The sequence below is a fragment of the Mesorhizobium sp. M1E.F.Ca.ET.063.01.1.1 genome (assembly GCF_003998155.1).
Classification (GTDB): Bacteria; Pseudomonadota; Alphaproteobacteria; order Rhizobiales; family Rhizobiaceae; genus Mesorhizobium.
The window spans coordinates 13430-27658 of the sequence record NZ_RZSC01000002.1 but is presented as its reverse complement, the minus strand read 5'-3'; the positions used below and the strand labels follow the sequence as shown (position 1 = coordinate 27658).

Here is a 14229-nt window from a genome sequence, read left to right as displayed (position 1 = left end):
TAAAGGCATTTGCAGGAGGATGCTATGCCGTCCTTGAGGTGGGCTGCTATTGTCGCTCTTGCCGCGACGCTCAACAATGCGACACCGACCATAGCCGCCGAAGCAGTGGGCCAGGCAGTCGTGATCAAAACTGCCGTTACCGGCGCAAGCGGACCGCTGGAAGTCAAGTCACCCGTTCATCGGGACGAACGGATCAGTACATCCAATTCCGGGCTTGGCCAGTTCGTGTTCCTGGATGGCACCAAGCTGGCGGTGGGATGGGGTTCTTCAGTCGTCATCGACAAGTATGTCTTCAACGATGATAATTCGGTGAAGAAGCTTACCATCCGCGCTGCCAAGGGAACGTTTCGCTGGATAAGCGGAAGCTCGCCTTCATCCGCCTACCAGATCGTGACGCCTGCGGGCACGATAGGCGTGCGGGGAACAGCATTCGATGTCCATATCGCGCCCAACGGCAAAACCGCCGTCGTGCTCCTGAAGGGGACGGCCCGATTCTGCGGCGGCGCCGGATGCAGGGAACTGAAGCGGCGCTGCGATTGTGTGGTCGCGACGCCATCGGGCGCAATCACCGACGTTATCAAGGTCAATCGATCCGTGCTCACCACACTCGGCACCTCGCGGGCATTGCCGTTTCTGACCGGCAATCAGCAGCTTTCGGGAAGCTTTGGCGCAATCGGCGGAAATTGCGGGCTTACGGCTGCCATTCAGCAGGAACATACGCCGCGGCCGCAGCAGCGCAACTCACCGGCGCCACCCAGTCCGGGCACGCCCAATCCGCCGAGCCCGCCGGAGCCGCCGCCGAAAGGCGAGGTGGATGACGGCAACAATGGGCATGGAAATGATCCGGGTAAGCACGATCCCAGCAATCCCGGAAGATCCTACGGTCCTGGCAAGAAGGGATAGGGCAAGGGCGGTGGCAACGGCAAGAGCCACGGATAGCCGCTCTTTTTCTTGGCGAGTCCGATATTCGACTTCGCCGCCCGGCCGGGGCTAACTCGCCTCTACGTCGGGGTGGACGACATCATTGCCCTTGAACAGTAGCGAGTCATGTGGTCGACCTCCCTGTATGAACGCAGGTCAGGAACCGGAGCCGAATTGTTGCTCCGCATAGCCGGCATTCACTTCCACCGCCGCTGCCGCCCGTTTGGCAACAAAATCATCCGCTCTACGAGCTATCCGGCCATAGAAGTCCTGCAAGCCTGCCGGCAGGCTTGCAGCCTTGGCTTTGGCCGCCGCGATGATCTTTCGGCTGCCTGGCAAGCGCGATTGCAACGCCTCGACGAGCTTGCCGTGGAGAAGCCGCAATTCCGCAAAATCCGGCGACGACGCAACATTTTCATCGCCGACGACGGCACTGATTCTGGTCCTGGAGCTCTTTCCCTTGAGCTCCAGCGATCCCGCGTCGAGCAAGGCCCAGCCTGGCAGTGATCTTACTGTGTCGTCGGACGCGAGGATGTCGAAACTCACCGTCTTGCACGCTGTCTCGATACGCGCTGCTATGTTCACCGCGTCGCCAACGGCCGAATAGTTGAATCGCGACTCCGCACCCATGTTTCCGACGCAGGCGACGCCGGTATGGATTCCGATACCGATGCGAACCGTCTGCCCGGCCCCGAATCCGAATGCATCGCTTTCGTTGAGGCGGGCAATCGTCTCGCGCATGGCCAATGCCGCGCGAACGGCCTTGGCAGGATGGTCGGTGACATCGACCGGGGCATTCCAAAAGGCCATGATCGAATCGCCGATGAACTTGTCGAGTGTGCCTTCATTGGCGGTGACATGACGGCTGAGCGCGTCGAGAAGCGTGTTCAGAAACCGCACGACAGCTGTGGGCGGCAGTCTTTCGCTGATCTCGGTGAAGTTTCGCACATCGACAAACATCACGGTCAGCTCGCGGTCGTCTCCGCCAAGACGAAGTGCGTTGCGCGTGTGCTCGATGCGGTAGAGAAGCGATGGCGACAAATATTGGCCGAAGGCCCGCCGGATCGCGCGCCGCTCCCGATCAGTCACCAGGAAGCGGAAAGAGGTTGTCGCGAAATGCGTGATCGTGCCCATGACGATCGGCGCAAACGGGTCGAACAGCAGTCCCGCAAGCGAAAAGGCGAGCCATGATGCGACGAGCGCCAGGCCCGTGATCGCCAGGCCGCAGGCGAGCGCAATCGCGGGGCTTACGAAAATCGTGAGAATCACCAGAAGGATGCCCAGCATCGCGATCGACGCGATTTCCAGCCCGTTTGCCCAGTCGGGCCGCGACAGATAGTGGCCGGACAGTACCTGTTCAACCATCTGCGCGTGGAGCGAGACGCCCGGCACGTTCTCACCGAGTGCCGTGACACGAATATCCTGAAGCCCGGCGGCGGAAGTGCCGACAAACACGATGCTGCCGTCGATCGCGGCCTTTGTTTCAGGCGAGACGCCGTCGGGTGCGAGCACGTCCTTCGCCGAAACATACCGTTCCGCCCTGTCGGGACTGACATAGAGCCAGAGTTCGCCGGCCGAGGTTACCGGGATAACGAAGTCGCCGATCTTGACGGAGGTCATTATGCCCTGCCGATCCGGCGCGCCGGCAATGAGATAGGTGGAGGCGCCTTGCGCTACCCTCATGGCCTCGAGCGCAAGATCCGGATAAAGCTGCTCGCCATCAGTCAGAAAAAGTGGAGTTGCCCTCACAACAGCGGTCGACCTGCCCGGATTGAGGCTGATATGCCCGATGCCGGCGGCATTGGCCTCAAGCTGCGGCCGCAGCGGTGTGGCTGCCTTGATATGGGGAGGAGCATCGACCGGGCTTTCGCCCGTAAAGGCGATGCCAGCCTTCATTCGCGGACGATAGTTCCCTTCGTTGGAGATGCCGTAACCCAGGATAACTGGTTTGCCGGCGATCGACCGGGCGAAGATCTCGTCGTTGTCGGGCAGGCGGTCGAGCACGGCAGGATCGATGCCTGGCACGTCGCGGACAACAGTGCGAGGCGACAGACGATCAGGCTCGGCGAAAAGGATGTCGAATGCGATGGCTGCCGCACCAAGCTCCGTCAGTTTCTCGACCAGAGCCGCCATGCGATCCCTGGGCCACGGCCACTGCCCGAACTGCTGCAATGAGGCCTCGTCGATGTCGACCACGCGGACGGGCATCGACTCGAAGTGGCGAGGTGCCAGCCTCTGATATTGGTCGAACGTCGCTTCGCGGGCCAGTCTCAACGGCTGCGGGTCGCGCGCCCGGACAATTGTAAGCGCCGCTACCAGCGACAAGCCCAGGATGACGCCGGCCAACTGGGCGCGTGTCATGACTTCTGCACCGGTTGCTGTGCTGCGTGTCCTTCCTGCATGGTCCCGCCCCGGGAGGTAGGTTTCGAGCCTCAAGGCTAGGCTGCATTGTTCCCGGCGAATGTGCAATCACCAACCTTACCGCCCCAACGGAGTAGCGCAGTCCCAGCGCTGACGATTTTCCGCAGCCAGGAAGAACCGAGTAAACACTGGGGCTACGAATCACTGCGTCGTCGCATCGCCCCTCAGTATCGTCTCCAGGTCGTCGGGCGGCGGTTTGTTCGTGTTCCCCTCAACCGCCGCAATGGGCGCGCTGACCGTCGTTGCCGCGGCGTTGCCGATCGTGTCGACTGTGCCGGCAACGACCAGGCCCAGCTCGTCGCCAAGGCCAACTTTCGAATCCGTCAGGGTTTGACCGGATGCCAGTTGCGCCCCCAGGAGCTGCACGATTTCAGGACTTTCGGCAAACTTGCTGTGGTTCAAACGATCCGCGGTCTTCACGTCAGTCAGATCCAGAGCTGTTATTCCGGCCGCCTGCAGCTTCGATTTGTACGGCTCCTTTGACGGATCGGCCTGCCCCACCCTATCGACATTGCCCGCGATCAGACGCGAAACGGCAAGCGCCCGGTCGTCCCGCGAGACGGTGATGGTGAACTTCGGCTTTTTCGGTCCGAGCTCGGTCCACTGGCGGCCGAAGACATCCACGTCCAGATCGGGAGATGCCAGGATGACGTTCCTGATCTTGGGCGAAACGCGCCCGTCCTCCAACGCCATCTGCCTCAATGATTCCATCGCGAGCCAGGTGCCCATAGAGTGCGCCATGACCGTGACGTCCGTCACGCCGCGGTCGTCAGCCAAGGCCTTCAACGTCCGCTCGAATGCGGTGCGTGAAAAATTGGTGCTTTCCTTGTCGTAGTTGTAGCCGAGAACACTGGCGCGCGACGGCCATGTGAAAAGGATCGGCACGACCTTTGCCCGCGAGTCATGCACGAACTGCGCGAAGCGAAACACCGAATCCTCATACCTGTTGTTAAAGCCATGCACGAAGACGAGAACATGGCCGTTCGAATTATGAGAATGCAGCCATTTGTGAGCTTCGGGAATCGACAGATTTTTCGCGGCAACGACGGCGAAATCCTTCCGGGGATCGGGCGGCAGCTTTTTCGGCCATTCGACCGTGCCGGGCGCACGGTTCGGCGGGATTGAGATGGTGAGGTCGGTCAAGGAAAGTGCCGGGCTGCGCTCGCCCGTGAACAAGGTCGCCGGGTCGCCGGAAGGCTTGCGGCTGGTCGCAACCAGCATCGTCACATCCGAGGCCGCCGGCGAGACCAGGCTCGCGGGAATCGGCGTAAGAACGCCCTCGGGCTCTGTCGCGCACGCCGTCAGCGCAAGGAAGAGAGCCGATATACTTCCTACGGCGTGCCTGCGTAACGGTCTAGACCGCGCCATTGCTTACCCTTTGTGGATGCCTTCACGCGCTGACATCGGCCGAGCACAAGCACGCTCCCCTCACGACGAACGCGCGATGCAACGAAAGCCAAGGTGACAGGTGGACGTATCCACGGGCTGCGCCATGCGAGCGGCCGGGCGGTAACGCCGGCAGTAGCTGGGGGCACACAGGAAGGACCCGCCCTTGGTGACCTTGCGTGGAATTTTGATGTCGGGCGTCAGCGGGTCGTAGCTCGCCTCGCGCTCGCCGCCGCGCGGATTGGTTATCGTGCAGCATGGGCTCTCGATTCGGCGGTGCTCCTGGTACCAGTCGACAGTCCACTGCCAGACATTGCCGGCCATGTCATAGAGGCCATAACCGTTTGCCGGAAACGAGGCGACGGGCGCGGTCCATTCGTAGCCGTCCTCGCAATCGTTGCGGAATGGAAACTCGCCCTGATAGGTGTTGGCCATATGCTGGCCGCCGGGGGTCAGTTCGTCGCCCCATACGAATTCGGCGCCCTCCAACCCGCCGCGCGCGGCGAACTCCCATTCGGCCTCGGTCGGCAGCGCCTTTCCGGCCCAGTTCGCGTAGGCTTCCGCGTCCTCATAGGCAATGTGCACGACAGGATGGCTTTCGAGCCCCTTGAGGCCGCTGGCGGGCCCGCGCGGATGCCTCCAGTTCGCGCCCCGGACGTAAGCCCACCAGTTGTAATGATTGCTGCGATCGATGCCGCGTGGAGGCCTGACGAACAGGGCTGAAGCCGGAGCCAATGAATCGACGCTGGCTCCGGGATAGTCAGCCGCATTTGCCGGGCGCTCGGCCAGCGTAGCGTAGCCGGTCGCCTCGACGAAGCGCCTGAACTCGGCGTTTGTGACCGTCGTGCGATCCATCCAGAAGCCGCCGACGACGACGCGGTGCGCCGGCGCCTCTTCCGGATAGTGGCCGTTCGAGCCCATCAGGAACTCGCCGCCGGGGATCCAGAGCATATCGCCATGCGACGAGGCTGCCGGCTTTGCGGCAAGTCGTGCCTCAGTCATCGGGCGGCCTCGTCTGAACGGCAGAACTCATCTGCCTTTCAATCTCCCGCGGCAAACATATCTTCCGGGCTTGGCGTCACCAACGGTGTGAAGTACGTCAACCGCACGGCTTCCATCAGCAACAGCGGAGGCTTCATCTGGGTTGCGAGTTCCGTAATCCTTGCCTGCAACTCCTTGACTTTATCCGGATTTTTGTCGGCCAGATTGGTCGCTTCCGATTTGTCCTGCGCCAAATTGAAAAGCTCTATCTTTTGCGGCAACGCTGCTGCCCATACCAATTTCCAATCGCCCTCACGCACCGCGCCGGCCATCGGATCAACGTTGTAGACAATCTCAGTGCGCGGCGAAGGTTTGCCCTCGCTGATGGCCGGCCACATATCCATGCCGTCCAGCGGTTTGTCCTTGCCAGGCTTGGCACCGGCTAGCCCGGACAGCGTTGGCAACATGTCAACGACGTGCATAAGGCCATTGAAGACACCAGGCTTGATCTTGCCGGGCCAGTTCATGAAGGCAACCGAGCGGGTGCCCCCTTCATAGATAGTGCCTTTGCCGTCACGATAGGGGCCGTTATCCGCAGGCAGCTTGCCGTTTACCTTCGTGTCCCCCGTAAACATCGAGTTGACGACGCCGCCATTGTCGCTCATGAAAACGATAAGAGTGTTGTCGCGAATCCTCTTCTTCTCGAGGGCGGCCACGACGTTTCCCACCTCGTCATCGATCACGGAGATCATGGCGGCATAGGCTCTCCGGTTCTCGTCCGGGATATTCTTGTACCGGTCGAGATACTCCTTCGGAGCCTGGAAGGGCGTGTGGGGCGCGGTGAAGGCGAGGTAGAGAAAGAGGGGCTTTTTCTGATCGTGCGTGTTGATGACCCGGACGGCCTCCCGACCGAACAGGATGTTGTCGAAGCCCTGCTCCTTGATCGGCTTGTTGTTTCGGTACCAGTCCGCGATCCCGTGCGAAGCATGTTTGAAATGATCGATCTCGCCGACGGTTGCCCCGTAGAATGAATCAAATCCACGTTGTTTCGGCCAATAATCCGTCTTGGCATGGCCAAGATGCCATTTACCGCTCATCGCCGTTCGATAACCGGCATCTTTGAGGACTTGCGGAAGAAGGGTTTCGTCAAGCGGAAGGCCATAGGTCCCCGCAGCAGGGACAACGCCAACCTGCATACCATAGCGTAGCGGATAGCGGCCGGTCATCAGGGCGCAACGCGTTGGTGTGCACATCGGCTGCACGTAATATTCCTCGAGCTTCGCCCCTTCTGCTGCAAGCTTGTCGATGTTGGGCGTCTTGATGTCCGAGCCATGGTAGCCGACATCTTTCCAGCCCTGATCGTCCGTGACGATGAAGACGATGTTGGGTCGCGATGGCTCGGCCGCCACGGCCTGAACACCGGCAAGGCCGGCAAGCGCTCCTGAGAGGCCGGCAGGAACGGCAAATCGCGAAACGGCAGCCGCCGTGCCGGCCATCAATGCGTCGCGCCGCGTGATTTTGTTGCTTGTGCCGGCTTCAGCCGGGAAGTCTCGATCGATACTCATACTCTCCGCCCTTCTCCCCTTTGGGTAAATGCTTTTGGGGTATCAACGTCACTCCTCCCTGAAGGCCGAAGCTTTCAGGACCTGTGTTTCTGTTTTCCGACCAGTAAGCACACCGGTGTCGGACAGCAGCCGATGGCCTCTCTGCCATCACTTGGCAGTCCAGCTAAACGCAAGCGCCACGAACCAACCACTCCGTCTCAATCCTTTATTGGACCGAGAATTTATACGTGAAACCCAGCATCGGTCCCTGCTGGGTGAGTTTATTCACGAAACCGTCGTGACTATAATTGTCGTGCACGGCCCGATAGCCGATAAACATCGACGTCTTTTCGTTGAATTGATAACCGGCGCCACCCATTACGTCCCACATGGACTTGGACCCCGCGCCGAAACCACCGACCAGGCCCCAGCCGGCAAGGTAGATTCCGTTACCGACATCGGCCTTGAATTTGGCGCCGATCACCGGATCGACCCATGTATCGCCGTCGCTCGCCGAAGTGCCGTCAAGCGCGCCGCCGTGGAATTCGAAACGGTTGTCGGCCGACCAGAGGCGCGCGCCGGCCACCAGATCGAAATTGGTCCCGTCCTGATAGTACAGGCTGTAACCGCCAAGCGCCGTCCCCATGAAAGTGCTCACCGTCGCATCGATGTTTGAAGCGAGGATTCCCCGGGGGGTGTCTATGTCGGCGTTGAGCCTGGCGTAGACTATGTCCGTGCTGATGGTGAAACGCCCGTTGCGGGCTTCCGTAATCCCCATGAAGCCGAATTTGAGATGCTGCAGCACATCGCTGAAGCTCACATCGACATCCTGAGGCGGGAATCCGAAGAGGCCGCTTTCGCCGTTGATTCCCGATGCCCACAGATACGGGGCGACAGTAACAGTCCAGCCTTCATCCTGTTGCTGCTTGGTCGCGTCTGCCGCAAACGCACTGGCCGCACAAAGTAGAGACACCGCTGCCGTTCCCAAGGCGGCGGAACGAAATTTGTTCATGAGAGTCCCCATCTTTCCTCCCTGTAGCCCACTTGCTGGTGGCGAAGACACCGCTGTGAACTATGCACCGAGTCATATTCGATACGGCATCGGAGACTAGATGAAATCTCGCTTTGCGCTAGGTCAATTCGGCGGCCATGCAGCGGAACTTGACGGATCAACATATCAACGTCTTGCGCCATTCGCTCCTCCGGTCCCGGCGCTGCACGATAATCATGGCAAAGACGCTCGATGTTCTCGGCGAACCCGTCTGAACCATATCTATTTCGTCCACAGTCCCCACCAGCCGTGCGTCGGCCATATTTTGCGCCGATTGATCTCGCGCAATTCGAATTTAAGGTACACCTAATACAACCGTCCCGCTATCCACTTTGCGCAAAGGACGTATTTTTGACCGCCTGGCCTTCATCGCCTTCGTACAGGGACGTGCTGCTTGGCCCTGACGACCTGACCAGCGCCGCCTCCGGTCTGCCCGTGAAGGTCGACAGGCTTTCGACCGGCTGGCTTCCCTCGCGCATCCGGCAAATCCAGTCCCCCGGCAAGTGGGCGCTCGACCTGCCCGAATTCAATTGCGCCTTCCGCGCCAATGGCGGTTTCGATCCAGGCTCCGTGGCGTTAGTGGCCATCGAGCGGGCCTGTGGGTCGACGATATGCGGCATCCCGCTCGAAGACGACTTGGTCCTGGCAATCCCTGCCGGCACGAGCGTGACGGCAACGGTCCGGCCCGGCCTCACCTACGCAGTCGCCATTGTCCCGACCTCGACCTGGATGGAAATCCAGTCGGTTGCCGCGGGAATGGTCCTCGAACAGATCAGCGATCGCCCTACGACAGTTCGGCTCACCGCCGGCGAAGCGCAAACAATCCGAAGCCAGATGAAGTCGATGGCAGACCACCTTGCGACACTTGCAAGCGATTCGGTTCTGCCAAAGCAACCGCCAGATGCATTCGTGGAATACCTGGGAGTGGTGGCTGACGCCTTCGCGGGCGCAGATAGTCGTGAGACCGGGACAGCCGGTTCCGCGAGTCATCATTTTAGACAAGCATCGGCAGCCGAGGATTTCATTCGCACGCACATCCGGGAAGACATACCCATTGTTCGACTGTGCAAGGAAATCGGCGTCAGCCGGCGACAGCTCGAGTACGCCTTTCGCACCACATTCGCTGTAACTCCGCTCGAATTCATCAGAGCGCTCCGCCTCAACGAAGCCAGACGGCTCCTTACCACTGCCCGTGCAAACGGCTTGAGCGTTACAACGATCGCAATGGATGTGGGGGTCAACCATTTGGGCCGCTTCGCCGCCAACTATCGCCTGTTCTTCGGTGAGTCTCCCAAGGAAACACTCCAGCGCGCCGGAAGATCGTGACCAGGGCACAGTGCAGTCCTCGAAATTGCGCCCCCGTCATCGATGGAATTTGCGCAATCCGGATAGAAGTCGCATCATCAAATTAGTATATTCTAAAATAGTAAATGCATTGCCCCTGGCCCGCTGGGCCAGAGAACAAGCCCGGTTTCGGGTTCGGCTCTGGGTTGCGTCGGACGCATGGTTGCATCGGACGCGAATCCAAACGCACGGAGTGGTGAGTTTCTGGGAGGACGCAAAATGACAAGATTTAGCTTGAGATTGACCGGCGCCGCCGGAATCGTCATCGCCTTGATGTTTGGAGGGCTTGTCGACGCCGTTACGCCCTTCGCCCCTTTCGTCGGCGACGCACAGGCGCGAGTTGGTCGCCCACTCACGCCAGGCAGTGTAGCAGGGGTTGCGAGGCGGACCACACGCCGAACGATCCGCCGTTCGACTGTCTACGTGAGCAGGCTGCCGGCGGCGTGTGTGAAGACTTCGATCAACGGCACCGTGCTCTGGCACTGCGGCAGCAGCTACTATCAGCCCTACCAAGGGCGCTATGTCATCGTCTATATACATTGAATGGCAAGCTGCCCCGAATTAATGATTCGACGATTGGGAGCCAGGAACCTGGCGCGCCCGACACGACATCTCGGATTTCTGACCGCGATGTTTTTCCTGATCGCCAGGTCCCTCGTCTTTGGGATCGCCCTCTCGTTGGCTGGCCCGTCGCAGGCGCAGGCGCCGGCGACCGTCCCACCTGAAAGGGTCAAACAGCTATTCGAGCTTCTCGACGATCCGTCGGTGAAGGCCTGGATGGCCGAACAACGAAATCGGGACGCCGGGTCAACGGGAGCGCCTGCCAAGGCAGGAGCTTCGCCGGCCGCCGCATCGTCCGACGCCGTGGCCGCACCAGGCCAGATGAATACGATGGCGTCCTCGACGCTCGATCGGATCAAGCATCATATCGAAAGAATCGTGCGGACTTTGCCCCTGCTGCCAGGCCAGTTCGCGCGCGTTCGGGCAGAAACCATGGAGGATATGTCCGGCAGGCGGCCTGCCGGCGTGCTTTTGCTGATCGCAATGTTCATCGCTGCCGGCGTGGCGCTCACCTGGGCAACGTACAGGCTCACCCGTCCGTTTCGTCTTTGGATCATCGCGCAGCCGAAGGATACGCCCATTGGGCGGGCCAAGAAGATTGGTGGTCGCACGCTTTATTCCAGCCTGCTGATCGTCTCGTTCGCGCTTGGCAGCGCTGGCGCGTTCATGTTGTTCGACTGGCCAATGCTTATCCGCGAGATCGTGCTGACATTTCTGATGGCTGCAGTCGTTACAGCGGGTGTGCGCATGTACCTCGCAGCCATGCTCGTCCCTTCCTTCATGCAGGTCGAGAACGCCGTCGAGGTTCGTGCTTTGCCGATCACCAACGAGATGGCTGACCATTGGTTCTATTGGCTGCCCCGGATCGTCGGCGTCTTCGCCTTCTTCGGCGCCGCGTTTATCCTCTTGCCGGGTCTCGGCATCGATCAGGACGGGATGCTGGTCCTGTCAGTGGGTGCCGATTCCGCACTGCTGTTGCTCTTTTTGCTTGCCGTTTGGCGTCGGCCAAGAACGCAGCGAGACGGTGCGAACCAAGCGGGTCACACCGGAGCGACATGGTTTTTGACGGCTTACTTCGTCGTCCTGTTCCTGCTGCGCATCGCCGGCCTTCCCATATTGTTCTGGTTTACCTTCGCCGCATTCTTCCTGCCTTTGACAATCGTGCTGACGCAGCGCGGGGTCAATTTCGTCCTGCGGCCGGGTTCGGAAGATGCTGGCCGGCCTACGATCCCGGCGCTGACGATCGCTGTCATCGATCGCGGAATCCGGATGATTTTGATCCTGGCGGCGGCTTACGTTCTCGCCCGTGTCTGGGGTCTGAACATGCAGTCCATGCAGGACAGCAACACGACGACCACGCTCATATTGCGCGGCTTGATCAATATCGTGGTCATTGCCCTGGCAGCCGATTTCGGCTGGTCGATCATCAAAGCTTTGATCGAACGCAAGCTGGGCATCGAAACGCCGCACGCAGCGATCAGCGACGAGGAGATGCCGATCGTCGATCCGCAGCAGGCGCGGCTGCGCACGCTCTTGCCGATCATCCAAAACATTCTGCTCGCGGTGATCGTCGTCATGGCGGTGCTGATGATGCTCGCCTCAATGGGTATCGAGATCGGCCCGCTGATCGCCGGCGCCGGCGTCGTTGGTGTCGCTGTGGGATTTGGAGCACAAACCCTGGTCAAGGACGTCATTTCCGGCGTATTTTTTCTGCTCGATGATGCGTTTCGCGTCGGCGAATACATTTCTTCGGGCTCTTATGTGGGTACGGTAGAGAGCTTTTCGCTGCGCTCGGTGAAGCTGCGCCACCATCGTGGCTCGCTGTTCACAATACCTTTCGGTGAACTCGGGGCAGTCCAGAACCAGAGCCGTGACTGGGTTACCGACAAATTCAACATCACCGTCGGCTATGACACCGACATCGACTTCGCTCGCAAGCTGATCAAGCGAATCGGCCTCGAACTGGCGGAAGATCCCGAATTCAAACCCTGGGTGCTCTCACCGATCAAGATGCAGGGCGTACAAGAGTTCGGCGAGTACGGCATCGTATTGAGGGTCAAGGTCACAACCAGACCGGGAGGCGCCTTCGGTATGAAACGCAAATTCTATGTACGCCTCCGCCAAGTCTTCAAGGAGCAGGGCATCGAACTCCCGTTCCCGACCGTCCACGTCGAAGGGCTACAGAACCCACATGGGGCAGAGAATGCGCCGTTGGAGATCACACCCGAGTTAAAAATCGCGGTCGCGCAGTCGCACACCAACCGGCGCAGAAAAAAAGCTGGCACAGCGGAGTAGGAAACTGTGCCACCGACCGGTCACAGCGCGGATCGCCAACCGGCGCTGCCGTGCGCGCCATAGCGAGCCGGCGGCCGCGGCCGCACAGCCCAAGACCTTGGCAAGAACTGCCGGGCAGGTCGCATTTCCCTTCCTTCAATGCTCGACCGGCCTCTGTCCCGACGACCCAACGCAGTACGAGCTGCTCCGGCTGGAAAAGCACTCCGACAACACACCTGTGCTGACCGGCAGCCGACAGATGGATCAGGCACGACTTCTAGCGCGCTCGGCCGTGTCGTCCGTCTCCACATCAGCTCCGTTCGAGATCAATGCTCTCATCATATCGGCGCGGCTGTCGATTGCGGCGTCGATATCGGTGGCCAGCTTGTGGTTCTTGTCCAGCATACGCTGCATGGCTGAATCAGGAATAGCGATCACCTCGCTAGCTTCGTCCGCCACGAGGCTCACCGGGCTTGGTGTCCCGCGAAAAATCTGGCGGATGGCAAACATCTGCCCGGGCGACAGCCGATCAACGACGCGGGGGCCGCTGGGGGTATCGATCGCAGTCGAGAGGCTGCCGCTAAGCAGAATGTAGAAAGCGGTGGCGGGCGCGCCGTGTGCGAGCAATAGTTCACCAGGCGCGTAGCGTTCGATCCGCGACGCTTCGGCAAGCTCCTCGATACCGGTCACCGGGCCGCGCAGTGCACCGCTGTTGACGATCAACCGAACTCGCTCCTCGGCCGTCACTCCCCAGTCGAGCGCACCGCCAATCACTTCGACGACCTTGCCGTCCCCGGTCCGCATGAGGGAGATGCCGTGTCGCGGCAGAACGTGCCAGATGCGGTCGAGAAGCGTGTTGCATGCACGGCCTATCTTGCCCGGCTCGTCCACCAACACACCCACTGCATAGCGAATACCGCCGGCAGTCCATTCCGCGACCTGGCAGCTGGCGCTGTCGGGACCGATGCTCTCTGGAATGCTTCGCGCGGCCTCGGTCAAGGCAGCGATAACCTGGTCCGGAGGATAGGCCGAAGGAACGACGATCGACGTGCCTGCCCCGAACGGTTGCCCATTTCGCACGATCCGCAAGGTGTCCCCTGCAATCTTCGAACTCGGCACGGCGATCCGCTCCCCGCCAGCTTCCAGAGTCACGGCACGCCAGTCGACCTGAACGACCTTGGCGTAGCCCTGGTCGAGACGCAGCCAGTCGCCGATGGCGAAATGTCGGCCGGAGAGCACGATGAGGCCATTGGCGAGACCGCCGATCACGCTTTGTAGCGCCAGCCCGAGGACGACCGATCCGACGCCGAGCGCGCCGAACAGCGTCGTAAGCTTGATATCCCACACCGTGGAGATGATGAAGGCGCCGCCCACGATGACGATGAAGACTGCGCCGAGCTCGTGGAAAAGCCTGGGCGCCTGAGCCCGTCCATCGACCGCACGTCTCGCCGCCAGGAGAACGGTCTGCCCGATCAGCAGGACCGCATAGAGCACGAGTATGCCGACAATGGTATCGATGACCTTGAAGGCTACGCCGTCGGAAGGGAGCGACGAGAGCTTATGGATCAAGACCCATAAGGCGACAGCAGGCAGAACGGCATTCTGGATCACCTTCAGCGGGCGGGTGGTTTCGGAGCCCTCCATGCGCCGGGTGACCTCGGAAAGGACAAGGGTGACGAGAGGATAGCCGAGGACGACAACGGCCGCCCACGCGAGAAAGCTGGACCACGGGATGTTTGTCATGAC

Annotated in this window: 10 protein-coding genes; 4 read left to right on the top strand and 6 right to left on the bottom strand. The window is 60.6% G+C overall.

Features of this window, described 5'->3' with window-relative positions:
- Positions 1-24: 24 nt before the first annotated feature.
- Positions 25-903, top strand: coding sequence for a FecR domain-containing protein (locus EOA29_RS00735; RefSeq protein WP_126090207.1), 879 nt, complete (start codon positions 25-27; stop codon positions 901-903).
- A 174-nt stretch (positions 904-1077) separates the two neighbouring features.
- Here EOA29_RS00735 and EOA29_RS00730 read toward each other — a convergent pair whose 3' ends face one another.
- The 5 genes from EOA29_RS00730 to EOA29_RS00710 form a co-directional block, all read right to left on the bottom strand.
- Positions 1078-3282 (bottom strand): adenylate/guanylate cyclase domain-containing protein, encoded by a 2205-nt coding sequence (locus EOA29_RS00730; RefSeq protein WP_127220074.1) that lies wholly within the window; start codon positions 3280-3282, stop codon positions 1078-1080.
- A 201-nt stretch (positions 3283-3483) separates the two neighbouring features.
- Positions 3484-4710: an alpha/beta hydrolase gene (locus tag EOA29_RS00725; RefSeq protein ID WP_126090208.1), complete on the bottom strand. Its 1227-nt coding sequence runs from the start codon at positions 4708-4710 to the stop codon at positions 3484-3486.
- Between the two features lie 60 nt (positions 4711-4770).
- On the bottom strand, positions 4771-5730 hold the full coding sequence (locus EOA29_RS00720; RefSeq protein WP_189350369.1) for a formylglycine-generating enzyme family protein: 960 nt from the start codon (positions 5728-5730) through the stop codon (positions 4771-4773).
- A gap of 38 nt (positions 5731-5768) precedes the next feature.
- Positions 5769-7274, bottom strand: a complete 1506-nt coding sequence (locus tag EOA29_RS00715) for an arylsulfatase (RefSeq protein WP_126090209.1) — start codon at positions 7272-7274, stop codon at positions 5769-5771.
- A gap of 205 nt (positions 7275-7479) precedes the next feature.
- Positions 7480-8265 carry a hypothetical protein gene (locus EOA29_RS00710; protein WP_127220053.1) on the bottom strand — a complete coding sequence of 262 codons (786 nt, stop codon included), beginning with the start codon at positions 8263-8265 and terminating at the stop codon, positions 7480-7482.
- A gap of 390 nt (positions 8266-8655) precedes the next feature.
- On the opposite strand from EOA29_RS00710, the gene EOA29_RS00705 reads away from it, so the two are divergent.
- From EOA29_RS00705 to EOA29_RS00695, 3 genes are all read left to right on the top strand, one after another.
- Positions 8656-9630, top strand: coding sequence for a helix-turn-helix domain-containing protein (locus EOA29_RS00705; RefSeq protein WP_189350371.1), 975 nt, complete (start codon positions 8656-8658; stop codon positions 9628-9630).
- A 237-nt stretch (positions 9631-9867) separates the two neighbouring features.
- On the top strand, positions 9868-10191 hold the full coding sequence (locus tag EOA29_RS00700; protein ID WP_126090213.1) for a hypothetical protein: 324 nt from the start codon (positions 9868-9870) through the stop codon (positions 10189-10191).
- Between the two features lie 87 nt (positions 10192-10278).
- Complete coding sequence (locus EOA29_RS00695; protein WP_126090214.1) at positions 10279-12504, top strand: mechanosensitive ion channel family protein; 2226 nt, start codon at positions 10279-10281, stop codon at positions 12502-12504.
- Positions 12505-12747: 243 nt separating this feature from the next.
- On the opposite strand, the gene EOA29_RS00690 is transcribed toward EOA29_RS00695, so the two are convergent.
- Positions 12748-14226, bottom strand: a complete 1479-nt coding sequence (locus tag EOA29_RS00690; RefSeq protein WP_127220052.1) for a mechanosensitive ion channel family protein — start codon at positions 14224-14226, stop codon at positions 12748-12750.
- Between the last annotated feature and the right edge of the window lie 3 nt (positions 14227-14229).